We start from the raw sequence: 26,548 nt of genomic DNA on the forward strand, positions 1-26,548 counted from the left end.
ACGTTACTTTCTTGAAATTTATGAGTTTGACATAGCCGTAAACAGATCGGCTATGTCAAACTCATTTTTTCTTGAATTGGTTAGAAAATCAGCAGAAACTAAAACTTTTCTTGCACTTTAAGGTTTGATTAGGTAAACTAGTAAGGATTGAAATTCTCAAGGAGGGAATCAAATGGCAAATCCAACTATTGCGATTGTCGGTAGACCGAATGTCGGTAAATCGACTATTTTTAACCGCATTGCCGGTGAGCGTATCTCGATTGTAGAAGATACTCCTGGCGTAACACGCGACCGTATTTATACAACTGGAGAATGGTTAGGGCGTGAATTTAGTATTATTGATACAGGTGGGATTGATTTAGGTGACGAACCATTTATGGACCAAATCAAACACCAAGCAGAAATTGCGATTGATGAAGCAGATGTGATTATCTTTGTTGCTAGTGGCCGTGAAGGAATTACTGATGCAGATGAGTTAGTAGCAAAAATTTTATATCGTAGTAATAAACCAGTGATCTTAGCTGTTAATAAAGTTGACAATCCTGAAATGCGTAATGATATTTATGAATTTTATGCTTTAGGACTAGGGGATCCTTTCCCAGTTTCTGGTAGTCACGGGTTAGGCATTGGCGATGTGTTAGACGAAGCAGTTAAACATTTTCCTAACACTTCAGAAGAAGAGGACGAAGATACAATTAAATTTAGTTTAATCGGGCGTCCAAATGTCGGTAAATCATCATTGATTAATGCTATTCTTGGTGAGGATCGTGTGATTGTTTCAGATATTGAAGGAACAACGCGAGATGCAATCGATACGTATTTTGAATCTGAAGAAGGTCAAAAGTTCTTAATGATTGATACAGCTGGTATGCGTAAACGTGGGAAAGTATACGAATCAACTGAAAAATATAGCGTCATGCGCGCAATGCGGGCGATTGAACGCTCAGACATTGTTTTAATGGTCTTGAATGCAGAAGAAGGTATTCGTGAGCAAGACAAGCGTGTGGCGGGCTATGCCCATGAAGCAGGTCGCGGTATTATTATCGTGGTCAACAAATGGGATACAGTCAAAAAAGATACAAATACAATGCGTGATTTTGAAGCGGAAATTCGTGATGAATTCCAATATTTAGATTATGCACCCATTATTTTTGTGTCTGCATTAACCAAACAACGTTTAAACAAACTGCCTGAACTAATTGAAACAGTAAGTATGAATCAAAACTTACGGATTCCTTCAGCGTTGTTAAATGACGTTATAATGGATGCTGTAGCAATTAATCCGACACCAACTGATAAAGGAAAACGTTTGAAGATTTTTTATGCAACACAAGTGGCAGTCAAACCACCTACATTTGTTATTTTTGTCAACGAAGAAGAACTAATGCACTTTTCTTATGCCCGGTTTTTAGAAAATCAAATCAGAAAAGCATTTACGTTTGAGGGCACGCCGATTAAAATCATTCCGCGACGCCGAAAATAGTGCATTCTACCATACTTTTTTTAGATATTCAAATAAATTTATCAACTTTGAGAAAAAATGATTATTTTTTGAAAAAACTGGTTAAAATACACTAAAAACCTTGCTATTACAACTTTCTTATGCTATCTTGTTAACAGAATATTGAACCAGATCAATATTTGCTGTCTGTTTTTGGACCACTCAAAAATAGACGGAACTTTAGGTGTGTAAAAACATCGTATCTCTTATAGAGGAGGTGAAATGATCCATGGCAAATAAAGCAGAATTAATCGAAAACGTTGCATCTTCAACTGGTTTAACTAAAAAAGATGCTACTGCAGCAGTAGACGCTGTCTTTTCAACAATTCAAGAAACTCTTGCTAAAGGTGAAAAAGTTCAATTAATCGGTTTTGGTAACTTTGAAGTTCGCGAACGCGCAGCTCGTAAAGGACGTAACCCACAAACTGGACAAGAAATTCAAATCGCTGCAAGCAAAGTACCTGCATTCAAACCAGGTAAAGCATTGAAAGATGCAGTGAAATAAGACAGACAATTAGAACCCTTGGTTTCCAAGGGTTCTTTTTTGAATCATACATAAAAAATGTTATTTTAAGAGGTGGTCGAAACAGCAAGCTAAAAGGCTAAATTGTAACGAACCTTGGGTGAGAAAAACGTGCTTCGCTCCGAGAATCAAGCGGGAACGGTTCGACACTCGCTCCTTGCTTTTTTGATAAAAAGAGAAAGATTTATGAATGAAGGACAAAAATAAGTTGTTGCCAGTAGCTGTTTTTTAGTGGTTATGCTAGACTTGGGGTGAAGGAAGAGGAAACAGTCTTAAGGTGGTGAATCAATGAAATACAACTATTCTAGAGGGGAAAACAAGGTCGCTATTATTTATGGAGAAACATTTGCTTCCGTCCTAAAAAAACGACCAGTAACGACGGAGTCAATCGTTGTTTTGTCGAATCAGCGTTACTATGATCTTTTTTCGGAGAAGATTAATTATGCCTTTGGGGAACAGTTGGGATTAAACTGGTATATTTGTCGCAATGATGTTCATTGCAATGACTTATCAGAATTAGAAAGTGTGTTACGTTTCTTAGCTGATTGGCCAGAAAATCAGGATGTTTTATTGATTGGTTTGGGTAATGAAGGGGTACTACAATTAACCGCATTTTTGCACCAAGTAAGTAAGTGTTCCTCCAAATGTTGGCTGATGCCTGTGTCTGTTCAAGCATTACGCCAAGGACTTTTACCAAGTGTCACAATTCAGCAAGCACAGCATGCAACTATGCATATAGAAAATCATTCAGAAGAAATTTTGTTTGATAGTACCTTGACCAATAAAAAAGGTGCCGCTCCTTTAATTGATTTGCTCGTTTTTATTCGAGCGGGTCTTGTCTGTGATTATGCTTATTTACAAATGCTATACCAAACGTATCCAGATAAAAAACGGTTGAATCAAACGTCATTTAATGGTATTTTAGACGAGTTGTTATCCTTTTATGAACAAGCAGGGGAAAAAGTGGATCAATTTGGACGAGTTTTTGAAGCGGCCTTTGCTACAACCGAAAATGGCCATTTGTTATCAGGTCCTATGAAACGATTATTGGGATTATTGTTACAAGTTTTATGGAGCCGGCAAGTCAATCACTTTGACTTTCAATTTAAAAATTTTATCGTTTGGTTTATTCGCTTAGGTTTTCCGGTGGCGTTTCCAAAAGAAATTTTAAGTGCTGATTACGCAGAACAAGTCTTGGCTCACACAGAAACACTAGGTCCTCCTATGGTGTTGGAAAAAATCGGTCAACTAGGAGTAGCTTTAAAGCCAACGCCCGATCAACTGTTAACAACGATTGAAAGATACCAAGAAATTTTAAAAGAGATTTGAGGGGAAATTATGTCATATAGTGAAAAAATGGTTCAAGCATTACAAGCTGAAAATTTAGCAGAAGCACAGTTGATGTTTGAAGAAGCATTAAAGAAAGATGATGAAAATACCTTAGCTGATTTAGGGGAAACGTTATTATCTTTAGGTTTTCTAGAAGAAGCCAAACAAATTTTCCAACAATTATTGGAGCAATTTCCCGATGCAGATGGCTTAAACATTCCATTAGCAGAAATCGCCATTGAAAATAATGAAATAGATGACGCATTCATCTATTTAGAAAAAATTCCAGAAACTAGTGACAGTTATGTCCAAAGCCTCTTAGTTACTGCGGATTTGTACCAAGTTTTAGGGATTCCAGAAGTCAGTGAAGCGAAATTAAAAGAAGCAGCCAATCTTATGCCAGAAGAGCCGTTAATTCAATTTGCTTTGGGAGAACTATATTTTACAAATGGTCAATTTGTCGAGGCTATTACTCGTTATCAAAGCATTGTAGAAAGCGGGACAGCACAAATCTCTGCTATTTCCTTGAATGAACGCTTAGGAAGTAGTTACAGCATGTTAGGTGATTTTGAAGAAGCAGTTCCTTATTTGGAAGCCGCGGTCAAAGAAGAACAAACAGACGATCGTTTATTCCAGTTAGCTTTCACTTATTTACAGTTACATGAGAATCAAAAAGCCATTGCGTTGTTCCAGCAATTAAAAACACTAAACCCACATTATCAATCACTTTATCTATATTTAGCGGAAGCACTCCAAGAAGAAGAGCAATTAGAGGAAGCAAAAGCGGTGATCGAAGAAGGAATTGCGGAAAATCCCTTCCAAGTAGAGTTATACCAATTTGCCTCTGAAAATGCCTATCGCTTACACGATATTGCTGGTGCTGAAAACTGGTTGTTAAAAGCTTTGGAATTAGGTGAGAAAACAGATGAAAGTCGTTTGACCTTAAGTAATCTCTACATCACGGAAGAGCGTTTTGAGGAAGTAATTACTATCTTAAATGATTTAGAGGAAACGGATCATCCTTATGCTGAATGGAACTTAGCAAAAGCATACAACGAATTAGAAGACTTTGCCGTCGCTAAAGTTCATTACGAACAAGCAGCGCAAGAATTGTCTCACGAACCAGAATTTCTAAAAGAATACGCATTGTTCTTACGAGAAGAAGGCGAACTTGAAAAAGCAAAACACTTGTTGCACCATTATTTGGAACATGAACCTGGTGATGTCGACATGCAATCTGTGCTAGTAGATATGGAAGAAAGATAGGAAACGACGATGTTTGTTAGTTTATCAGAAAAGAAAAAATTTTTAACTTGGTTAGTGAATACCGTGCCTTTTGGAAGAAGAGAAGTACTGTGGATTTTAAATTACTTATTAACGCACGATGCGATTTTAAATAATGTTCATTTTGTTGAGAACGTAGAGAAAACCGATCGGGGGATTCGTGTGGTAGCGGATGGTTTAGGTAAGGAGCCGTTATTGCTTTTTATCCAAGCACAAGAATTTACAGATCCGGAACAAATTTTTCACGAGATTCGGATGAATTGGCGGAAAGCTCTTTATTTAGAATGTGTATTTCCAGAGGCTTGGCAAACGAGCCAGTATTTATCTGTTTTAGAAGACAATCCGTTTGCGCCATGGAATGAACAAGTGGATCAGGAAGTTGCCAGAGCGATTGATCAATACTTTAAGCAAGAAGAACAAACGCAACGAATGGCATTACTTAAAGCTCAAATTGATGATGCTTTAGAAACAGGCAACAAAGAAGCGTTTTTAGAATTATCCGATGAATTAAATCGTTTGAAGCAACAATAAATAAAACCCAGCATTTATTGAAAATGCTGGGTTTTATTTATTGTTTTAATTTAAAGCGCCGTTGTTTGCTGGGTTTTGCATAAGTAAAGCCTTCGCCAATTGCTTCATGTACGTTAATGATGGACACAAAGGCTTTTTCATCTATTTCATTAGCAATCCGTTTGACTTCCATTATTTCTCGAGGACTGACTACCGTGTAGAGAACCCGTTTTTCCACTTGTGAATAAGCACCTTCACCATTTAAATATGTTACCCCACGTTCTAAAGAAGCCATTAAACTTTGACCGATTTCTTCGGAATGATTGGAAACAATTAAAATTCCTTTCGCAGCATAGGCTCCATCGAGTACAGAATCAACAACACGACTGAAAACAAAGGACACAATTAAAGTATACATCATTCGTTTGACATCAATATAGGTCAACGAGAGGAGTAAGACTGCAACATCAAAAAGTAACAACGAGCGGCCCATGCTAATCCCAAAGTATTTTTCGAAAATGCGGGCAATGACGTCGGTCCCACCAGTGGTTCCGCCTACGCGGTAAACAAGGCCACTACCGAATCCTGCGGCCAAACCAGCTAAGAGAGCAGCAATCAATAAATCATGATCTAAATTAATTTCAACAGGAAATTTTTGCCAAAACCACAAAAATACCGATAACGACACGGTACCAATTAGCGTATAATAGAGGGAACGTTTGCCTAAAATTTTACCACCAATTAATAAGAGCGGAATATTGATTAATAATGTTGTATATGCTGGGTTAAAATGAAATAAGGCTCTTAAAATCAAAGTAATCCCCGTGACACCACCTTCGGCCAGGTCATTGGCAATATTGAAAGTAACCAAACCAAAGGCATAGATACAGCTTCCTAATACAATAAATAACACATCTTTAAAATAAAATCTTTGTTCTTCCATTTAATCACGTCCTTTTACAGTATAAACTGTATCATTCTCTATATAAAACAACAAGTAGAACCTTTCCAGATAGCCAAGTTTTTGATAAGATGTAGGAGGTAGAGTAAGAAAGGTTGGGGTAAAATGTCAGAATCAGAACAACGTAGTTTGCAATCGATGCAAACAGAAGTTGATGATTATATTCAACAGTTTAAAACAGGCTATTTTTCACCATTAGGACAAATGGCTCGTTTGACGGAAGAGGTCGGAGAATTAGCCCGTGAAGTCAATCATTATTATGGTGAAAAACAGAAAAAAGCAGACGAAAAACCAAAGACAGTATCAGAGGAACTTGGAGATGTCTTTTTTGTATTGATTAGCATGGCAAATTCTTTAGAGATTGATTTAACCGAAGTTTTTGAAGAAAATATGGCCAAATTTAACAAGCGGGATCGCTATCGCTTTGAAAGAAAGGATGGGAAAACACATGATTAAAATAATTGTCGCTGGGTTTAAAGGACGGATGGGCAGTACTGCTACACAAATGGTCTTAGAAACCGCAGACTTTGAATTAGTAGGTGTGTATGATCCTCATGAAGCACAAGAAACTGTTTCTTTCAATGATGAAACAGCAATTCCCGTTTTTCAGCGCTTAGAAGAAGTCCTAGCTGTCAAACCAGATGTTTGGATTGATTTTACGGTTCCTGAAGCCGCCTATCCAAATACGCGTTTTGCGTTGGAACACGGTATGGCGCCTGTTGTTGGGACTACAGGCTTTACGGAAGAACAAATCAACGAATTGACAAACCTATCTCGAGAAAAAGCCATCGGCGGCTTAATTGCGCCAAACTTTGCAATTGGGGCAGTTTTAATGATGCAATTTGCCCAAAAAGCGGCGCAGTATTTTCCAGATGTGGAAATCATTGAATTACATCATGATAACAAATTGGATGCACCGAGTGGAACGGCTATAAAAACTGCAGAAATGATTCAAGAAGTTCGGCCAGCAAAAAAACAAGGGAATCCGCAAGAGGTAGAATCAATACCAGGGGCACGCGGGGCTGATTTCGAGGGTCTGCGAATCCATAGTGTCCGCTTACCTGGTTTAGTGGCACACCAACAAGTCCAATTTGGCAGTGTAGGTGAAGGGCTCACTATTCGGCATGATTCTTATGATCGGCGTTCATTCATGACAGGAGTGGCGTTAGCTTGTCGGCAAGTGGTACAGAGAACAGAACTACTTTACGGATTGGAACAGATGCTATGAAATTGACAACTATTCCAAACGAATTTAAAGAAGCCGCTCCCGTTATTCGCGAAATCAATGCACAGGGCTTTGAAGCGTATTTTGTCGGGGGCAGTGTCCGTGATGCTTTATTAAATAAACCAATCCATGATGTCGATATTGCGACAAGTGCCTATCCAGAAGAAATCAAGCAAATTTTTAAACGAACCGTTGATGTGGGCATCGAACATGGCACAGTCCTTGTATTGATGGAAGACCAACAGTATGAAGTAACAACCTTTCGTACCGAGTCAACTTATCAAGACTTTCGTCGACCAGATGAAGTCACCTTTGTTCGCTCCTTGAAAGAAGATTTAAAACGGCGAGATTTTACGATTAATGCCTTGGCGCTCGACAGCACAGGCGAAATCATTGATTTATTTGATGGTATCGAAGATTTAACTAATCAAACCATTCGTGCAGTCGGCAATCCCCATGAGCGGTTTCATGAAGATGCTCTGCGGATGATGCGGGGCTTACGCTTTGCTAGCCAATTAGATTTTAAAATTGAAGAAAAAACCTTAGCCGCTATCGCTGAATTTCATCCTTTATTAGAAAAAATTTCAGTAGAACGCATTACGATTGAATTTGTAAAAATGCTTTTAGGGGTTAATCGACAAGGTGGCTTAGCTCCGTTTATTGAAACAGAATGCTATCAATACTGTCCAAAATTACGAGAACAAGGGGCTGGACTTTTTCGTTTAATGGACTTGCCTGCTCGTCAAATTGAAACAGAAGCAGAAGCGTGGACGTTACTTATCCAATCATTGAATTTACCAGAAGCAGAAATTCGCTCCTTCTTAAAGGCTTGGAAACTTTCAAATCAATTAATTCAAAACGTTTCACAATTAGTACGCGGTTTGCGTTTTCGCTTGAGTAACGACTGGCAGCCAATGATGCTTTATGAATTAGGCGAAGAATCAGCAGTACTTGTTGAAAGGCTTTTATATTATTACCAACAAGAGAGTCAAGTACAAGTAACAAAAGAGTTAGTTAAGGCATTACCCATCCATCAAAGACATGAATTGGCCATAACAGGAAAAGACCTTTTAGCGGTCTTAGAAGAAACACCAGGCAAATGGTTAGGGGAACTGATTGCTGAAATCGAGCAACACGTTGTTGAAGGTAGCTTAGAGAATAAACAAGAAGTTCTGCTTTCGTTTGCCAAAAAACAACGTTCAAAAGGAGAGAAAGCATAATGCCAACAGAAATGTTTACAAAAGAATTTTTGGTGAAAGAATCACAAACGGCTAAAATGCTCGGTTCTGGTGACTTAGAAGTTTTAGGAACCCCTGCTTTAGCTGCCATGATTGAACAAACAGCCAAAGAAGCTGTGAAGGACCAATTATCAGTTGGGGAAACAACTGTCGGAACGGTGTTAGAATTGCGTCACTTATATCCATCCGCGGTAGGGTCGACAATCGTTGTTACGATGACCAACATTGAACAGTCTGCACACAAAATACGCTATGAATTTGTTGCTTATGAAGGAGAACGACAAATTGCCAAAGGTTTTCACCAACGTGCAGTAGTTGAGACTGATTCTTTTTTAAAAAGAATAACAAAAGATTAAGAATCTACAGCGAAAGTTTGTGACCGTTTATCAAAAGTATGGTAAACTAATAATGTAAGAAATTATTTTTAAGTAAGGAGATTTGTGCTATGGCTAGAGAAATGACAGGACTTAAATTTTATTTCAGAAATGGTGAAACTTGGACGATTGATCGTCGTTTTATTGGTGATTTATGGATCAAACATATTACAACAAGTTTTGGCCGTATCCATGGTAGTGAATTTGTTGAAATTCATCCATGTGAAGGGTTCAAAATTGAAATTTTCCAAGAAGGAGATCATGTTCAAACCCACGATATTAACTTAGGTGGCTTAGAATTAGGGATGTTCTCTCGTGCTTTAAAATATGAAGATATCGAACGTATGGAAATTCTTTACAAAAATGGCACACCAGATTTAGTTTATTTCCCTTACAAAGATAAAACAGATGAGGGCTTGGATAACATCTATCAATCTACAAAAGTCAGCGAAAAAACTAAAAACTTATACATTGTTATCGATCCAACACAAACAGTTGATGATGTATACGCTGAAGAATTAAAATAATTTTTGCTCCACAGGAATCAGTGAAATGACTGGTTCCTGTGGCTTTTTTCAGTCTTTTTACGAATAAAATAACATTGGTTTTAATGGAATAGTCAAAAAAATAAGCGAATAAGTGTTGACACATGTTTTTTCTAGCGGTATACTGTTAACAATTCTTAATTAAATCAGTTTTGGAGTGATTCTTATGACAACAACGAAGAAAAACCATACACAACTGAATAACTTTTACTTTAGCTATTTTAGATAGGTTTGTATTCATAACATTATGGGTACAGACAACAAACGTTTGTATCTATAATGGCTAGGGAAATTTAAGATGACTTTCAGCCATGTAGATTTAAGAAAATCTATAGTGGCTTTTATATTGCTTTTTTGTAGGGTATTCACTGTAGATTTTTCTTAAAATTTACTGTGAATATCCTTTTTGTTTGTCCAAAAATTAGGATTTCAGAAACTTACTAAAAAAAATTCGTAAAGGAGCACACAGGATGAAAGAAATAACTGGAGCTACTCGTTTAGCTGGGTTATTCGCGAAACCCAGCCAACACAGTATTTCACCGTTGATTCATAATACAGCATTTCAAAATTTAGGAGTTGATGCTCGGTATCTGGCGTTTGACGTTGGACAAGAGACATTGCCACAAGCAATTGAAGCGATTCGAACGTTTCACATGTTAGGGGCCAACTTATCAATGCCCAATAAAGTGGCGGCTGTAAGTTATATGGATGAACTAAGTCCTACCGCTCAACTGGTTGGCGCAATTAATACGATTGTCAACAAAGATGGAAAACTTTACGGAGACAGCACGGATGGTACTGGTTTTATGTGGAGTTTGAAAGAGAAAAAGGTTGACGTTTTTCAGAATAAAATGACCATCTTAGGAACAGGTGGTGCAGCCTTATCAATCATTGCCCAAGCTGCTTTAGATGGCGTGAAAGAAATCGCCGTTTACAACAGGAAAAGCGCGGGGTTTAACGACAGTCAAAAAAAACTGGCAAATTTCACTGAACGAACCAACTGTGTAATTCATTTAAACGATTTAGCGGATACTGAAAAACTAGCAAAAGATGTTGCTGAAAGCGTCTTGTTAGTTAATGCAACGAGTGTGGGTATGCATCCACATGCGCATAGTAGTCCTATAGAAAATTATGCAATGATTCAACCGAAGTTATTTGTGTATGATGCTATTTATAATCCCAGAGAAACACAGTTATTAAAAGAAGCCCGTTTACGTGGCGCAGAAACAAGCAACGGCTTGGACATGCTACTTTATCAAGGCGCTGCTGCTTTTGAACAATGGACAGGACAAAAAATGCCTGTATCAGTCGTAAAACGTAAAATTGAAAATAGATAAAAAGAGCGCCGTTTAAAGGCATGAGGAGAGAATATAATGATCGTAATTATGAAAGAAAATGCAACCGAAAAGCAAATGAAACAAGTCATTGATTTAGTAACAGGTGCAGGCTTAACTACTCAAACAAGTCAAGATAATGGAAAAACAGTGATAGGCTTGATTGGTGATACAGAAAAATTAGTTGAAGCAGAGTTAACAGCATTAGAAGGCGTGGAGAAAAGTGTCCGCATTTCGTTGTCTTACAAACTAACGAGTCGTTTATTTCATCCAGAGAATACAGTGGTTGATGTGAACGGTGTTAAAATCGGTGACGGCAGTATGACCATGATGGCGGGCCCTTGTTCAATCGAAAGCTTAGATCAGATTCGTGAATGTGCGCGAATTGCTAAAGCTGGCGGTGCAACAATTTTACGAGGTGGTGCATTCAAACCTAGAACGTCGCCATACGCTTTCCAAGGACTAGAAGAAGAAGGACTGAAATACATTCGCCAAGCGGCTGATGAATTAGATATGCAAGTCATTACAGAAGTGATGGATGAAGCGAATTTAGAACTTGTCGCAAAATACAGTGACATTTTACAAATCGGTGCGCGCAACATGCAAAATTTCAAGTTATTACAAGCGGTTGGTAAAACTGGAAAACCTATTGGCTTAAAACGCGGGATTGCTGGCACGATTGATGAATGGCTAAACGCAGCTGAATACATTGCTGCGCAAGGGAATTTCAATGTGATCTTCATTGAACGTGGGATTCGTACGTACGAAACTGCTACGCGCAATACACTTGATTTAAGTGCGGTGCCTTTAATTAAAAAATTAAGTCATTTTCCAATTATTGTTGATCCGAGTCATGGTGTTGGTATCTGGGATTTAGTACCGCCAATGGCCCGAGCAGGTGTTGCTTCAGGTGCGGACGGTTTGATTGTAGAAATTCACCCAGATCCAGCGAATGCGTGGTCAGATGGGCCACAATCCTTGAATGAAAAAACTTACCTACGTATGATGAAAGAAGTTCATATCATCGAAAAAGCAATGAAAGAAATTAATGCTTTAGAAGATTAGTAAAGACAGAGGAGTAGAGGACATGAAATTAACCGTAACGTTACCTACACATTCATATGATTTAACCATCGAAACAGGTGCCTTAGATAAAATTGGCACTTGGGTACGTAGCCTGTGGCAGCCACAACGGGTAGCGATTATTACCGATGAAACGGTGAATAAATTATATGGCGCAGCTGTTGAGAAAGAACTGCAAGCTGCTGGTTTTGAAACATCATTGATTGCTGTAGCGGCAGGTGAACAAAGTAAGAGCCTCGAAACAGCTCAGCTGCTTTATGATTTTTTAGCGGAACAGCAATTGACTCGAAGTGATGGTCTAATTGCTCTAGGTGGAGGCGTTGTGGGAGATCTAGCTGGATTTGTCGCTTCAACCTATATGCGCGGTATTCACTTTTTGCAAGTACCAACAACCTTACTGGCACAAGTAGATAGTAGCATTGGAGGTAAAACAGCGGTTAACACTAAAAAAGCCAAAAATCTTGTCGGTACTTTTGCCCAACCAGATGGGGTTTTAATTGATCCTAATACACTTAAAACATTAGAACCTAGACGTGTGCGTGAAGGAATTGCAGAAATTGTAAAATCAGCAGCTATCGCTGATGTTGAATTGTGGCACCGTTTATCCTCTTTGGAAAATGAACAAGATTTAGTGGCACATGCAGAAGAAATTATCACGGCCTGTTGCAAGATTAAACGTGATGTCGTCGAAGAAGATGAATTAGATTTGGGCTTACGTTTGATTCTGAATTTTGGGCATACGATTGGCCACGCATTAGAAAATACAGCTGGTTACGGGGTGATTGCTCACGGTGAAGGCGTTTCTTTAGGAATGATTCAAATAACTCAAGTCGCAGAACAACGAGGGCTTTCCCCACTTGGGACTACCCAAGAGTTGGTCACCATGCTAGAAAAGTTCGATTTACCAGTAACGACAGATCGTTGGCCAGAAGAACGTCTCTATCAAGCAATTACACATGATAAAAAAACACGTGGGGGACAGATTAAAATCATTGTCTTAGAAAAAATTGGTCAAGCGAAAATTGTCTCTTTACCAACGGAAGAAATTCGAGCATTTTTAAACAGAGAAGGAGGAATTTAAGATGCGCTTTATTACAGCAGGCGAATCACATGGACCTGAATTAACTGCTATTATTGAAGGCTTACCAGCCGGCTTGCCTTTAAGTAGCGAAGAGATTAACCGAGAATTAGCAAGACGTCAAGGCGGTTACGGTCGTGGGGGACGGATGAAAATTGAAAAAGACCAAGTACGTATTACTTCGGGTATTCGGCATGGTAAAACACTTGGCTCACCAGTAACGTTGATTGTCGAAAACAAAGACTGGAAAAATTGGACCTCCGTGATGTCAGTAGAGCCAGTTCCTGAAAAACAAAAGAAAATCCGCCGCGTCAGCAAACCACGTCCAGGACATGCTGATTTAGTCGGTGGCATGAAATATCAACATGATGATTTACGGAATGTTTTAGAACGGTCTTCGGCACGAGAAACAACGATGCGTGTGGCGATTGGTGCGGTTGCTAAAAAACTCTTAGCTGAACTGGATATCCAAGTCGCTGGGCATGTCGCGGTATTAGGCGGGATTGAAGCTACGATTCCTGAAAATTTAACGATTCGTGAAATTCAAGAACGATCTGAACAATCTGCCGTTCGCGTATTAGATCCTTCCGTAGAAGAAAAAATGAAAGAACTAATTGACCAAACCAAGAAAAATGGTGATACAATTGGTGGGGTAGTAGAAGTACTTGTGGGTGGCGTTCCAGCTGGCTTAGGTAGCTATGTTCAATGGGATCGTAAACTAGATGCCAAAATTGCGCAAGCTGTTGTAAGCATCAATGCTTTTAAAGGTGCTGAGTTTGGCATTGGATTTGAAATGGCGCAACGCCCTGGTAGTCAAGTGATGGACGAGATTGTTTGGGACGAAAGTACTGGTTATACCAGAACTTCCAACAATTTAGGCGGTTTTGAAGGAGGAATGACCAACGGAATGCCAATCATCGTTCGTGGTGTCATGAAACCTATTCCAACCCTTTATAAACCATTACAAAGCGTGAATATTGATACAAAAGAGCCTTATAAGGCCAGCGTTGAGCGCTCTGATAGCACGGCGGTACCGGCCGCTAGCGTTGTTTGTGAAGCCGTTGTTGCAACGGAAGTAGCGAAGGCAATGCTCGAAAAATTTGATAGTGACTCATTTGAACAAATGAAAGAAGCAGTGAAACGTTATCGCCTATATACTCAAAACTTTTAATGGAAGAAAGTCGCAAGTATATGGAGGGAAAAAATGAAGAAACGTATTTTAATCGTAGGATTAGGGCTAATCGGGAGTTCACTGGCTTTGTGTATCAAAAAAGGGCATCCAAACAGTGAGATTATCGGTTTCGATAATCAAGCGGAGGCAACTGAATTTGCTAAGAAAACGGGTCTAATTGATGAGATAGCTGAATCTTTAACAAGTGGGGCAAGACGAGCAGAGATTATTTTTCTTTGTTCCCCAGTTAAAGCAACTTTAGTACAACTAGAAGAATTAAACCAATTATCACTAGAAACTGCTCTGATCACAGATGTGGGTAGTACCAAGGTGGAAATTAATCAGTTAGCAACAAAGCTTAACATGAAAAATTTTATTGGTGGTCATCCAATGGCTGGTTCACATAAATCCGGCGTAACAGCCGCTGATGAACGTTTGTTTGAAAATGCCTACTATATTTTTACCGATGACCATGGCGAAAAAAACAAACAGATTCAGGAGTTACAAACGTTACTAAAAGGAACGCATGCGAAGTTTATTACGATGCCTGCACAGGAACATGATGAAATTACTGGTGCTCTAAGTCACTTGCCACATATTGTTGCCGCAGCTTTAGTGAACGAAAGTCAGCAACTGAATACCACTTACCCTAGAGCGCAGCAGCTAGCGGCTGGAGGATTCAGAGATATTACTCGAATTGCTTCCTCTGATGCAACGATGTGGACGGATATTTTATTAAGCAATCGCTTAGTATTATTGGACTTACTAGAAAATTGGCAAAAAGAGATGACTACTGTTTGCCAATGGTTAACAGAAAAAAACGCCCCAGCTATTCGTAATTTTTTTGATAAGGCCAGAGAAACACGTGCTCAGTTGCCCATTCATAAAGAAGGCGCAATCCCAGCTTTCTATGATTTGTTTGTTGATGTACCAGATCAACCAGGAATCATTGCTGAAATTACACAAATTTTAGGCGAAGCGGACCTTTCTCTTACAAATATTAAAATTTTAGAAACGAGAGAAGAAATCTATGGGATTCTTCAATTGTCTTTTAAAAATCAATCAGACTGCCAAGCTGCAAAACAAATTTTATCTAAAAAAACGAACTATACGTGTTACGAAAAATAAGAGGTGATGAGGGTGCAACTACGTACAAATGTGAAACATTTACAAGGGACTCTGATGGTTCCTAGCGACAAATCGATTTCTCATAGAAGTATTATGTTTGGAGCGATTTCTTCTGGAAAAACGACGATTACAAATTTTCTAAGAGGCGAAGATTGTTTAAGTACCTTAGCGGCGTTTCGTTCTTTAGGTGTGAACATTGAAGATGACGGGACGACAATCACCGTTGAGGGGCGAGGATTTGCAGGCTTAAAAAAGGCGAAGAATACAATTGATGTTGGAAATTCAGGGACAACAATTCGTCTGATGCTGGGCATTTTAGCTGGCTGTCCCTTTGAAACGCGCCTAGCTGGTGATGCGTCTATTGCCAAACGACCAATGAATCGTGTAATGCTTCCTTTAAACCAAATGGGAGCGGAATGTCAAGGGGTTCAGCAAACGGAGTTTCCGCCAATTTCTATTCGCGGGACTCAAAATTTGCAACCGATTGACTACACAATGCCTGTTGCAAGTGCTCAAGTTAAATCGGCTATTTTATTCGCCGCTTTGCAAGCCGAGGGCACTTCTGTAGTGGTTGAGAAAGAAAAGACACGTGATCATACAGAAGAGATGATTCGACAATTTGGTGGGACACTTGAAGTAGACGGTAAAAAAATTATGTTAACTGGACCGCAACAATTAACAGGTCAAAATGTGGTAGTTCCTGGTGATATCTCTTCTGCAGCTTTCTTTTTAGTTGCGGGTTTAGTAGTCCCAGATAGCGAGATACTTCTGAAAAATGTTGGCTTAAATCAAACGCGGACAGGTATTTTAGATGTGATTAAAAACATGGGTGGTTCCGTCACTATTTTAAATGAAGATGAGGCCAATCACTCTGGCGATTTACTTGTAAAAACGAGTCAATTAACAGCTACAGAGATTGGTGGCGCTATTATCCCACGTTTAATTGATGAGTTACCGATTATTGCTTTGTTAGCTACTCAGGCTACTGGCACGACAATCATTCGAGATGCAGAAGAATTGAAAGTCAAAGAAACCAATCGGATTGATGCAGTAGCGAAAGAATTAACAATTTTAGGCGCCGACATCACGCCTACTGATGATGGCTTAATTATACATGGACCAACTTCTTTACATGGTGGAAGAGTTACCAGTTATGGGGATCATCGTATCGGGATGATGTTACAAATTGCTGCATTACTTGTAAAAGAAGGCACTGTTGAATTAGATAAGGCTGAAGCAGTTTCAGTTTCTTATCCAGCATTTTTTGACGACTTAGAACGTTTAAGTTGTTAACGAAGGAGGATAACGAACCATGGAAAGCATTGTTTTAATTGGTTTCATGGGTGCGGGTAAAACAACTATCGGCCAAAGTTTGGCCAATAAACTAAAGATGCCTCATCTTGATTTAGATACAGCGTTAATTGAAAAAATAGGACGCTCAATTCCTGACTATTTCGAAAAATATGGTGAAGCAGCTTTCCGAGAACAGGAAACCCAACTTTTAAAGGAGCTGTCAAAAAATACAGCCGTCCTTTCAACTGGGGGCGGGATTGTTGTCGGACCAGAAAATCGTAGCTTATTAAAATCTTTTCAGCAAGTGATTTATTTACATGCGACACCAGAAGAGCTGTTAAAAAGAATCAAAGAAGATACTGAAAACCAACGACCCTTAGCTATAGAACGTTCTTCAAAAGAAATCATTGCTTTGTTTGAGTCTCGTAAAAATTTTTACGAAGAATGTGCGAAGATGACAATTGATACGACCAATCGCTCACCAGAAGAAATTATCAATGAAATTCTGCAACAATTAAAGGAGTAGAGAAACGATGAAAGTTGGTTATTTAGGTCCGATTGGTTCCTTTACGTACAGTGCAACGTTGGCTGCTTTTCCTGATGCTACGTTGATACCGTACGCATCGATTCCAGCTTGCTTGAAAGCAATTGAACAGCAAGAAGTGGCATGTAGTATTATCCCAATAGAAAACACGATTGAAGGAACTGTTAACGCATCGATAGATTATTTGTATCATCAAGCGCAGTTACCTGTCCAAGCAGAGTTAGTTTTACCGATTCAACAACAATTAATGGTGGCAAAAGAGAATCAAGCGATCTGGCAACAAAGTCAGAAAATTTTATCACATCCGCAAGCATTAGCTCAATCGCAGATGTTTCTAGCGAAAAACTTTCCAGAAGCGATTTTAGAAGCAACGCCTTCAACAGCTTACGCCGCCAAATACATTGCAGAACATCCAGAATTACCTTTTGCAGCTATTGCACCAAAACTTTCTGCGGAAATGTATGATTTGACCATTGTTGAAAAAAATATACAAGATTTATCGGTAAATCAAACCCGATTTTGGGTTCTTGGTTCTGAAAATTTAGCGATTTCTTTCCCGCTATCTGAGAAAAAAATAACGCTGGCGATTACGATGCCAAGTAATGTTCCTGGCTCTTTACACAAAGCATTAAGCGTGTTCAGTTGGCGAGGGATTAATCTTAGCAAAATAGAATCGCGGCCGTTGAAAACAAAGCTAGGAGAGTACTTCTTTTTAATGGACTTAGTGAAAGATCAACCAGAAAAATTAATTGAAGCAGCTTTAACAGAACTGGAACTGATTGGCGCAGAAATAAAAATTTTAGGGGATTACCCGATCTATGTTTTGTCCACACTTTAAAGAGTTAAAAATGAAAATGAAGCTTACTTATTAGATAAAGTGAGTTTCATTTTTTATTAAATTACATATTTGTAATAGGAATTTCCTGCGAAATGAGGTATCCTAAGAAAGGTGATAAAACACAGAGGTAAAGGAGTGACACGATGAGTCGTGTAGATCGTTATAAACATATTCATGAAAAATCGAGACCAGCAGAGCATAAAAAGACCTTTAATCCCCGAAAATCAATGGGTGAACATAGAGAAGAAGAACCAGAAGAACTAGCTGAAAGCCTTCAAGAGACAGTTTACGAAGACAGCTATACTGAGGACAGTCGCAGAAGTGAGAGGCGACATCAAACAGATTCAGGTGGTGGCAACGGTTCTGACCAACCACCCCGCGGAAAAAAAGACAAGAAACCAAAAAAGAAACGTAAAAAATCAAAAACAAAACGCTTTTTCAAATGGCTAGTAATCCTATTGATTCTGTTATTTGCTTATAGTACAGTCATGTTTTTAAAAGGAAAATCTGCAGCAGAACATGATGACTCGTTGCCTCAAGAAAAAGTAGAAACATTTAATGGTGTCAAAAGTAGCAATGGAGCTAAGAATATTTTAATTATTGGCAGCGATACACGTGGGGAAGATGCTGGACGAGCCGACACAATAATGGTTCTCCAACTAAATGGACCATCAAAAAAACCGAAATTAATTTCATTTATGCGTGATACATTCGTGGACATTCCTGGTGTCGGGCCGAATAAAATTAATGCCGCATACGCTTATGGCGGTGCTGAATTGGTTCGTGAAACGTTAAAACAAAACTTTAATTTAGATACGAAATATTATGCTAAGGTAGATTTCCAATCATTTGAAAAAATTGTTGACTCTATGTTTCCAAAAGGTGTCAAAATCGATGCAGAAAAATCACTGAATTTAGATGGCGTTGATATTGAAAAAGGGCAACAGGTCATGGATGGACATGTCTTACTTCAATACGCTCGCTTTAGGATGGATGAAGAAGGCGACTTTGGTCGGGTTCGTCGCCAACAACAAGTTATGTCAGCTGTAATGAGCCAAATGAAAAATCCAATGACTTTATTAAGAACCCCAGAATCACTTGGGAAATTAGTCGGTTATATGTCGACAGATGTGCCTGTTAGTTTCATGCTAACGAACGGACCATCATTGCTGATTAAAGGAAAAGCAGGGGTTGAGTCATTATCGGTTCCGGTACCAGATTCTTGGAATTTTGGTGAATCCTCTTATGCAGGCAGTATTTTAGAAGTAGATGAACAAAAAAATGCTGACGCCATCGAAAAATTCCTGAACGAATAAGGAAAGCATTTTAAAATATCCTTTTTTATGCTATATTAGAAACAACGTGGAAAATTAGTGAAACGAGGTTACAAAATGAAAATTGCTATTGTGACAGATAGTACAGCTTATTTACCCGAGCGCATTAAAGATCATCCGAATCTTTTTGTAATTCCCATCCCAGTCATTTTAGATGGAAAAATATACAACGAAGGCATTGACATTGAAGCAGATGAATATTATGCATTGCTAAATAATAGTAAAGAATTTCCGACGACTTCACAACCTGCTTTAGGAGAAGTGTTAGAGCTTTACAAATCAATCGCTGAACAAGGGTACGACACCATCATCAGCATTCATCTTTCTTCAGGAATCTCTGGTTTTGTTCATACATTGCACGGACTTACTGATGAAATCCCAGGCGTTGCTTTGTATCCATATGACTCAAAAATTACAAGTATGCCAATGGGACACATGGTAGAAGCTGCTTTAGATTTAACAGAAGAAAAAGCCAGCTTAGAAGAAATTTTTGCCAAATTAGATTTAATTCGTGACAATACGTATGCATATCTAATTGTAGAAGATCTGAACAACTTAGTTCGTGGCGGTCGCTTAACGAATGGCGCAGCCTTGATCGCTGGGCTATTGAAGATTAAACCTATCTTGACTTTTGAAGATGGAAAGATTGTATTATTTGAAAAAATCCGTTCAACAAAGAAAGCTTTTGCTCGTGCAGAAAAGATTATTGGTGAACGAAACGCAGGGATTGAAGCGCCAGTTAAACTGTATGTGATTCATGCCAATAATCGCATCGTTGCTGAAAAAGAACAAGCAAAATTACAAAAGCTATACCCAAATGCAGAAATTGAAATCGGTCATTTTGGTCCAGTTATTGGGACCCACCTAGGGGAAAAAGCAATTGGTTTAGCGATTTCAGCTCAATAATAAAAGATGAGACAAAAGTATACTACTTCTGTCTCATCTTTTATTCTATTATTTTGTCGTTTGCTGCTGTTACTCAGCCGAATACTTTTTGTTTATAAGAAAATGTAAAATTACTCCTTTTTATTAGAAAATATCTTGCAAATTAAGCAATTCCTTACAAAGTAATGTATACTAAGGAAGAGGAGGCGGTTAAATGAAAAGAAATATAGCCTTGTTGCAAAGCGAAAAAATGAAAAAAGTTCAAGCTTTAGCAAACTACTACCAAGAATCAATTGACTTACCGCCTGGAAAAAACCGTGAGGCGGTTATCAAAAAGATTAACGAATCAAAAAAAGAAATTAAAGAAATAAATGATATATTAACAGATATTCAAAAGAAAAAGAAATAAAGGAGTCGTTTGTGATTATCGATGGATTTACGTTATTGCTATTTTTATTTGTCGTCGTTATGTATGGTTACTTTTACTTCGTACGTAAAAGTATTGTAATTCCGGCTGCAAAACATCCTACAACAAAATATCTAGTTGCTTTTTTTAGTTTAATGATTCTGGCCAATGCATTTTCGGCAGGAGATAAAATTGAAATGATTCGAAGTGTGTTATATATTTTGATTATCTTCAGTTTTCTTTACGATGCAAGAGGTTTTGCGGAGGACTGTATTATTACGCATCCTTTTGACAATCGGGGCACGGCCTTTAAAGATATCGAAAAGATTGTCCTTGTTCAAAAGCCGAACGGTATTCGTTTAGGGTATTTAAAAAAAGGCAGAAGAGGGGTGGTTTTACGCTTTTCTGCGCCACTAGAAGAAATGGTTCTTTTTCTTTCAACACGGATGAATGAAGAGGCAGAAATTGATATTATTGTTAATGAAGATTAACCATGTTCAGCTCCTAGAAATCAGCTTTTCCCGCGTTAAGTTTTGTCTGAATTTCTTTTGAAAAAAAGAAAGCAATTTTGCTTGTACTTTTGGTAAAATTTGTTATAATTAGTCAGATTAAATTTTGGAAGGAAGTTGTTTCGGTGAGTGAAGAATTTGAAAAGTGTGTCGCTGACTTGAAAAAGAAATATCAAGCAATCCCTGAAGAAAAACGACAACACTTTGCAGAACGTATGCAAAAGAAAAATTTCTTACGCTACAAAAAAATTGAATTAATTAAAGGAGAACTTCTTCGTTTAGAAGCACGACGCGCTCAATTGGAACTTTGCGAACGCAGTTCTGAGTTAGAAGAAGTCGAAAAGAAAATTATTCTTAAAAAGAAAAAATTACTTAAATGTTTTGATCGGTAAGTCAATAAAAATTTAATATAGAAGGGAATGATAGGATGGAATTTACCTTTCTAATCATTGTTTTTGCACTGTCTATTACCTTCTCAAACATATTCAACCGGATTGTTCCCGTCATTCCGCTGCCAATTGTGCAAATTATTGTAGGCGTTCTAATTGGTTTAACTAAAATGGGGCAGGAAATTGAATTTGAGCCTGAAGTGTTTTTAGTAATGATTATTGCACCGCTTTTATTTAGAGAAGGGGAGCTAATCAATCTGAAAGCAATGATGAAAAATTTCGGGATGATTCTTTTCTTGGCCTTTTTTGGTGTGTTAATTACCTTAGTCGGAGTCGGCTGGACCTTGCATATGATTTTGCCTACTTTACCATTAGCCGCTTGCTTCGCTTTTGGGGCGGCTCTAGGGCCAACGGATGCGGTGGCGGTAGGTTCGTTATCAGGTCGAATTGACATTCCTGAACGTTCGATGAACATTTTATCTGGTGAAGGACTCATTAATGATGCATCAGGCGTTACAGCCTTTCAATTTGCATTAGCGGCTTTATTAACGGGATCATTTTCGCCGGTGGAAGCGGCAGGGACCTTGGTTATTTCCAGCATTGGTGGAGCGGTAGTCGGAATCGTGTTAGTTCTATTAAAACAGCAAATTGTTCATTTACTTGAAACTGCAGTGGCAAAAGATGTTACAGGCTACTTGTTGATTGAATTACTCTTGCCATTTATTGCTTATTTAATTTCAGAGTTGATTGGCGTTTCTGGAATTATTGCCGCTGTGATTGCTGGAATTATGCAAGCGTCTAGTTTGAAAAAAGTTTCGCTTTTTGAAGCAGAGCTGTCAAATGTTGGCGAAAGTATTTGGAGTATGATTGAGTTCACCTTAAATGCCTTAGTTTTCTTATTCTTAGGAATTGAACTTTCTCAAGTGTTTTCGCCAATTTGGATTGACCAACAATATTCAAACTGGTTCCTACTAATGGTTGTTCTAATTATTAGCGCCGTTGTCTTTTTGATTCGTTTCTTAGCCATTTTCAGTGTTTACACGCTTCAACATGGTCTTAAGAAAGTCAAAAACGCAATGAATGAAATGCTGATTTTAACTTTTGGCGGTGTTAAAGGAACAGTGAGTTTAGCCACCATCTTTATTTTGCCGACAGCGATTAACGGGGAGCATTTTAAAGAACGACCGTTATTACTATTCATTACGGCTTGTGTTATTTTGGTGACTCTGATTGGCGGGATTCTAGTTTTACCATTTTTAACTGATTCAGAGACGGAAGTGGAAAATGAAGAGTCCGTCGAAATTGATTTATTACGTGATGTCATTGATGTCTTAAAACAGCAAAATGAAGAGAATCCTCGTGGTGAAATGAATGCGGTCATTGAAAATTATCAAGATCGTTTAAAAGAATTGTATACCGAGCAGCTAAGTGCGGAACGAAAACAAGAAGTGCAAGAGTTGCGGACGTTAATTGTGTCCATTGAACGAGACGGCTTAGAAGAAAGTCTGAAACAAGGAGAAATTAGTGTCAGAAGTTATCGTATGTATCAACGCTTGATTACACGGATGCAACGGTCGATTGCCAAACAATTATTATCGATTGTAGGCTTTTGGTTATTATTTGCTCGACAAATCATTTCGATTCTTTTACATCCTAAGCTATTTTTCAATCGTGGTGAAGCTTCTGAAGAAGAAAAAGAATTACGAAATGAAGAACTAGAAAATATTCGCCAAGTTTTTCTAAGAAATTCTCAAGTTATTCTGAAGAGTTTAGATAATTTGCGCGGTGTCTATGATGATGATTTAATTGATTTCTTCATTGACGGACGCTTGGATTTAGCCCATAAGTTTGAAAAAGGCGAATTTATTGATTCGTATATTGTTCATACGGAGACAGACTATGTCAAAGACCTATTATTAGGCTTCCAAGAAGAACGACGGATGATTGATCATTACGAACAATCTGAACGCATTTCAATTATCGAAGCGAACGAGTTACGAAAAAATGTCAATTTATTAGAGAGTTATTCGATTAGCGGCGAAGTGAATAACGTTCCGCTGAAACGATTTGTTAAAAATTTTAATAAAGAATAAGTAATAGTGTATGAGATGAAACCAAGACGATTTTTATCTCATGCACTTTTTTTATAATCCAATTTTTGATACAATAAGCAAGACCAAAATAGAAGGAGTTGGTAGTGTCGGTGAAAGAATTAAAAGTAACAGATTTAACCAAAACATATGGGGAAAAAACACTATTTGATCATCTTTCTTTTTTGATTCATGAAAAAGATCGCATTGGTTTAATTGGGATTAACGGCACAGGGAAAACCAGTTTATTAAATATTATTGCTGGCGTAGATAGCGGTGATGGTGATCTTGCTGCGATTCAGCAGCCAAGTGATTATCAAATTGGGTACCTTTCCCAGAATCAAACATTTGACGAGAATATTACGATTGCAGAAGCCGTGTTTCAGGGAGACAGCCCGATCATAAAAGCAGTCAAAAATTATGAATTAGCGTTAGCTGCTTTAAGTGAGAATGGTTTAGACGAAGGGGTTCAAAGACGTTACACGCAAGCAGAAGAAGCCATGAATAAACAAGATGCTTGGACAGCAGATACCAATGCAAAAATTATTTTACAAAAATTAGGCATTCCCACATTGGAAAAGAAAATAGGTGAGCTTTCTGGCGGGCAGTTAAAACGAGTAAGCTTGGCGCAAGTCTTAATTGAAGCGCCCGATTTACTGTTATTGGATGAACCAACGAACCATCTGGATTATGAAACGATTGAATGGCTGGAAAACTTTTTAAATAACTATCGTGGCGCGGTTTTAATGGTGACCCATGACCGCTACTTTTTAGATCGAGTAACCAATCGGATTTTTGAACTTTCTTTTGGAAAACTGTATGAATACAAAGGAAACTATGAAACGTATGTGATGGAAAAAGCCGAACGTGAACGTGTCGCTGTAGAACAAGAAGAAAAAAGAAAACGCCTCTTCAAACAAGAACTTGCGTGGATGCGAGCAGGCGTTCAAGCACGAGGAACGAAACAGCAAGCAAGAATTGATCGGTTTCAGGATTTAAAAGAAAACTTGCATCAGGTACAAACCAATGGCACCTTAGAAGCAGACTTTGCCACGCAGCGTTTAGGGAAAAAAGTTCTGGAAATCAAGGAAGGAAATTATGCCATTGATCATAAACAGCTTTTGAAAGACTTTAATTTACTCATTCAAGCAAACGATCGAATTGGCATTACTGGTAAAAATGGTGCAGGCAAATCCACATTATTAAATATTTTAGCTGGACGCATTCCTTTAGAGAATGGCCTATATAGTATCGGTGAAACCGTCCGAATTGGCTATTATACCCAGCAAAACGAAGCAATGGATCCTAATCAACGGATGATTGCTTATTTGCAAGAAGCAGCAGAAGAAGTGAAACGCAGTGATGGAAGCAGCGTTGGGGTCGCTGAAATGTTAGAACGCTTTTTATTTCCTCGTTTTATGCATGGCACACTGATTGGCAAACTGTCTGGTGGAGAAAAACGCCGGTTATATCTCTTAAAATTATTAATTAGTCAGCCTAACGTGTTATTATTGGATGAGCCAACCAACGATTTGGACATTGATACGTTGACCATTTTAGAAGATTATATTCAAACGTTTAAAGGAGCGGTAATTGCGGTTTCTCATGACCGTTATTTCTTGGATAAAACAATGGATAAATTGTTAGTTTTTCAAGGAAATGGTCAGATCCTATCATTTTATGGCACGATGAGTGAATATTTGGCGAACCAAAAAGAACAAGAAAAGGTCAAAGAAAAACCGCTCAATAAACCAGTAAAAGAAGCATCGACAGAAAAGAAAGAAAAAACAAAGCTGACTTATATGGAACAAAAAGAGTGGGCAACAATTGAAGAAGACATCACACAATTAGAAACGAAATTAGAAACATTAACTGAAGAAATGAACCATCAGGGTGATGATTTTGTTCGTTTACAAGAACTACAAGAAGCGGTAACAGCAACGGAACAATTGTTAGAAGAAAAAATGAATCGTTGGGAATACTTGAGTGAATACGCGGATTAAGAGACGGAGGGAATAAGATGGAAGAAGCATACTTAGCGCTAGGAAAAAAGATTTTAGAAGAAGGTCATTTTAAAGAAGACCGTACAGGAACTGGGACGTATAGTTTATTTGGCTATCAAATGCGTTTCGATTTGGCCAAAGGATTTCCCTTACTAACAACCAAACGAGTACCGTTTGGCTTGATTAAAAGTGAGTTATTGTGGTTTTTAAAAGGCGACACGAATATTCGCTATTTGTTAGAGCGAAATAATCATATTTGGGATGAATGGGCGTTCGAACGTTACGTAAAAAGCACAGATTATCAAGGACCAGACATGACGGATTTTGGGCATCGTGTCTTACAAGATCCAGTGTTTGCAGAACAATACAAAGAAGAACATCAAAAGTTCTGTGACACCATTTTAAATGATGCAGAGTTTGCAGAAAAATATGGTGAATTAGGGAATATTTATGGTGCGCAATGGCGTCACTGGGAAACCAAAGATGGTAGCTTTATCGATCAATTAGCTAATGTGATTGAAATGATTAAAACCAATCCTGATTCTCGCCGTTTAATTGTTTCCGCTTGGAATCCAGAAGATGTGCCTTCAATGGCGTTGCCGCCTTGTCACACTATGTTTCAATTTTATGTAAATGAAGGGAAATTAAGCTGTCAACTTTATCAGCGCAGTGCCGATGTTTTTTTAGGTGTTCCTTTTAACATTGCAAGCTATGCTTTATTGACACATCTGATTGCGCATGAAACAGGTTTAGAAGTGGGGGAGTTTGTACACACGCTAGGAGATGCCCACTTATATCAAAATCATGTGGAGCAAATGCAAGAACAATTATCACGAGAAGTTCGTTCTTTCCCAACGCTCGTTTTGAATCCAGACAAGGCTTCTGTTTTTGATTTTGATATGGAAGATATTAAAGTAGAAGGCTATGACCCACATCCAACGATTAAAGCGCCGATTGCCGTATAAAAAAGGAG

The 26,548-nt window shown here is 38.3% G+C and carries 27 protein-coding genes; 26 read left to right on the top strand and 1 reads right to left on the bottom strand.

The features are described from left to right. Nucleotides 1-172 precede the first annotated feature (172 nt). The 5 genes from der (at nt 173) to IGJ24_RS06180 (ending at nt 5,168) form a co-directional block, all read left to right on the top strand. The gene (gene der, locus IGJ24_RS06160) at nt 173-1,483 is read left to right on the top strand and encodes a ribosome biogenesis GTPase Der (RefSeq protein WP_002360340.1); all 1,311 of its coding nucleotides are present in this window, start codon (nt 173-175) and stop codon (nt 1,481-1,483) included. 247 nt (nt 1,484-1,730) lie between these two features. Next, the gene (locus tag IGJ24_RS06165; RefSeq protein WP_002357604.1) at nt 1,731-2,006 is read left to right on the top strand and encodes an HU family DNA-binding protein; all 276 of its coding nucleotides are present in this window, start codon (nt 1,731-1,733) and stop codon (nt 2,004-2,006) included. Between the two features lie 306 nt (nt 2,007-2,312). After that, entirely contained in the window at nt 2,313-3,353 is a 1,041-nt protein-coding gene (locus IGJ24_RS06170) for a hypothetical protein (RefSeq protein ID WP_289865555.1), read from the top strand. A 9-nt stretch (nt 3,354-3,362) separates the two neighbouring features. Continuing rightward, nucleotides 3,363-4,619, top strand: coding sequence for a tetratricopeptide repeat protein (locus IGJ24_RS06175; RefSeq protein ID WP_289865554.1), 1,257 nt, complete (start codon nt 3,363-3,365; stop codon nt 4,617-4,619). A 9-nt stretch (nt 4,620-4,628) separates the two neighbouring features. Beyond that, nucleotides 4,629-5,168, top strand: coding sequence for a ReoY family proteolytic degradation factor (locus IGJ24_RS06180; protein ID WP_002360333.1), 540 nt, complete (start codon nt 4,629-4,631; stop codon nt 5,166-5,168). Nucleotides 5,169-5,205: 37 nt separating this feature from the next. Here IGJ24_RS06180 and IGJ24_RS06185 read toward each other — a convergent pair whose 3' ends face one another. Then, entirely contained in the window at nt 5,206-6,090 is an 885-nt protein-coding gene (locus tag IGJ24_RS06185) for a YitT family protein (RefSeq protein WP_002357595.1), read from the bottom strand. A 123-nt stretch (nt 6,091-6,213) separates the two neighbouring features. On the opposite strand from IGJ24_RS06185, the gene IGJ24_RS06190 reads away from it, so the two are divergent. The 21 genes from IGJ24_RS06190 (at nt 6,214) to IGJ24_RS06290 (ending at nt 26,540) form a co-directional block, all read left to right on the top strand. Then, nucleotides 6,214-6,564, top strand: a complete 351-nt coding sequence (locus IGJ24_RS06190; protein ID WP_002363944.1) for a nucleotide pyrophosphohydrolase — start codon at nt 6,214-6,216, stop codon at nt 6,562-6,564. Beyond that, nucleotides 6,557-7,336 (top strand): 4-hydroxy-tetrahydrodipicolinate reductase, encoded by a 780-nt coding sequence (gene dapB / locus IGJ24_RS06195; RefSeq protein ID WP_002357591.1) that lies wholly within the window; start codon nt 6,557-6,559, stop codon nt 7,334-7,336. Before IGJ24_RS06190 ends, dapB begins: the two co-directional genes overlap by 8 nt. Next, nucleotides 7,333-8,553, top strand: a complete 1,221-nt coding sequence (locus IGJ24_RS06200; protein WP_002365655.1) for a CCA tRNA nucleotidyltransferase — start codon at nt 7,333-7,335, stop codon at nt 8,551-8,553. The genes dapB and IGJ24_RS06200 overlap by 4 nt, the downstream gene beginning before the upstream one ends. After that, the gene (locus IGJ24_RS06205; RefSeq protein WP_010819991.1) at nt 8,553-8,927 is read left to right on the top strand and encodes a thioesterase family protein; all 375 of its coding nucleotides are present in this window, start codon (nt 8,553-8,555) and stop codon (nt 8,925-8,927) included. The genes IGJ24_RS06200 and IGJ24_RS06205 overlap by 1 nt, the downstream gene beginning before the upstream one ends. Before the next feature lie 89 nt (nt 8,928-9,016). Further along, nucleotides 9,017-9,472, top strand: coding sequence for a hypothetical protein (locus tag IGJ24_RS06210; protein ID WP_002357586.1), 456 nt, complete (start codon nt 9,017-9,019; stop codon nt 9,470-9,472). A 488-nt stretch (nt 9,473-9,960) separates the two neighbouring features. Further along, nucleotides 9,961-10,827: a shikimate dehydrogenase gene (gene aroE, locus IGJ24_RS06215; protein WP_002369402.1), complete on the top strand. Its 867-nt coding sequence runs from the start codon at nt 9,961-9,963 to the stop codon at nt 10,825-10,827. A gap of 36 nt (nt 10,828-10,863) precedes the next feature. Next, the gene (gene aroF, locus IGJ24_RS06220) at nt 10,864-11,889 is read left to right on the top strand and encodes a 3-deoxy-7-phosphoheptulonate synthase (protein ID WP_002363948.1); all 1,026 of its coding nucleotides are present in this window, start codon (nt 10,864-10,866) and stop codon (nt 11,887-11,889) included. A 22-nt stretch (nt 11,890-11,911) separates the two neighbouring features. Then, on the top strand, nt 11,912-12,988 hold the full coding sequence (aroB, locus tag IGJ24_RS06225) for a 3-dehydroquinate synthase (RefSeq protein WP_002369401.1): 1,077 nt from the start codon (nt 11,912-11,914) through the stop codon (nt 12,986-12,988). A gap of 1 nt (nt 12,989) precedes the next feature. Continuing rightward, complete coding sequence (gene aroC / locus IGJ24_RS06230) at nt 12,990-14,156, top strand: chorismate synthase (protein WP_002357582.1); 1,167 nt, start codon at nt 12,990-12,992, stop codon at nt 14,154-14,156. A gap of 33 nt (nt 14,157-14,189) precedes the next feature. Continuing rightward, entirely contained in the window at nt 14,190-15,284 is a 1,095-nt protein-coding gene (locus IGJ24_RS06235) for a prephenate dehydrogenase (RefSeq protein WP_289865553.1), read from the top strand. A gap of 6 nt (nt 15,285-15,290) precedes the next feature. Then, a complete protein-coding gene (aroA, locus tag IGJ24_RS06240; RefSeq protein ID WP_002379447.1) occupies nt 15,291-16,577 on the top strand; it encodes a 3-phosphoshikimate 1-carboxyvinyltransferase in 1,287 nt (428 codons plus the stop codon). A gap of 19 nt (nt 16,578-16,596) precedes the next feature. Beyond that, nucleotides 16,597-17,103 (top strand): shikimate kinase, encoded by a 507-nt coding sequence (locus tag IGJ24_RS06245; protein ID WP_002366687.1) that lies wholly within the window; start codon nt 16,597-16,599, stop codon nt 17,101-17,103. Between the two features lie 7 nt (nt 17,104-17,110). After that, nucleotides 17,111-17,959 carry a prephenate dehydratase gene (gene pheA, locus IGJ24_RS06250; RefSeq protein WP_002397303.1) on the top strand — a complete coding sequence of 283 codons (849 nt, stop codon included), beginning with the start codon at nt 17,111-17,113 and terminating at the stop codon, nt 17,957-17,959. 143 nt (nt 17,960-18,102) lie between these two features. Further along, nucleotides 18,103-19,275 (top strand): LCP family protein, encoded by a 1,173-nt coding sequence (locus IGJ24_RS06255; RefSeq protein ID WP_289865552.1) that lies wholly within the window; start codon nt 18,103-18,105, stop codon nt 19,273-19,275. A gap of 75 nt (nt 19,276-19,350) precedes the next feature. Then, entirely contained in the window at nt 19,351-20,199 is an 849-nt protein-coding gene (locus IGJ24_RS06260) for a DegV family protein (protein ID WP_002382324.1), read from the top strand. Nucleotides 20,200-20,392: 193 nt separating this feature from the next. Next, nucleotides 20,393-20,587 carry a hypothetical protein gene (locus tag IGJ24_RS06265; RefSeq protein ID WP_002357574.1) on the top strand — a complete coding sequence of 65 codons (195 nt, stop codon included), beginning with the start codon at nt 20,393-20,395 and terminating at the stop codon, nt 20,585-20,587. Between the two features lie 11 nt (nt 20,588-20,598). Further along, a complete protein-coding gene (locus IGJ24_RS06270; RefSeq protein ID WP_002369392.1) occupies nt 20,599-21,075 on the top strand; it encodes a hypothetical protein in 477 nt (158 codons plus the stop codon). 77 nt (nt 21,076-21,152) lie between these two features. Beyond that, nucleotides 21,153-21,485: an ACP phosphodiesterase gene (locus tag IGJ24_RS06275; RefSeq protein WP_002357572.1), complete on the top strand. Its 333-nt coding sequence runs from the start codon at nt 21,153-21,155 to the stop codon at nt 21,483-21,485. A 35-nt stretch (nt 21,486-21,520) separates the two neighbouring features. Beyond that, a complete protein-coding gene (locus IGJ24_RS06280) occupies nt 21,521-23,575 on the top strand; it encodes a cation:proton antiporter (protein ID WP_002360309.1) in 2,055 nt (684 codons plus the stop codon). Nucleotides 23,576-23,685: 110 nt separating this feature from the next. Continuing rightward, nucleotides 23,686-25,575, top strand: a complete 1,890-nt coding sequence (locus tag IGJ24_RS06285) for an ABC-F family ATP-binding cassette domain-containing protein (RefSeq protein WP_163327334.1) — start codon at nt 23,686-23,688, stop codon at nt 25,573-25,575. Nucleotides 25,576-25,592: 17 nt separating this feature from the next. Continuing rightward, complete coding sequence (locus IGJ24_RS06290; protein WP_141416623.1) at nt 25,593-26,540, top strand: thymidylate synthase; 948 nt, start codon at nt 25,593-25,595, stop codon at nt 26,538-26,540. Nucleotides 26,541-26,548: the final 8 nt, after the last annotated feature.

This window comes from Enterococcus sp. DIV0546 (assembly GCF_051712785.1).
GTDB lineage: Bacteria > Bacillota > Bacilli > Lactobacillales > Enterococcaceae > Enterococcus > Enterococcus faecalis.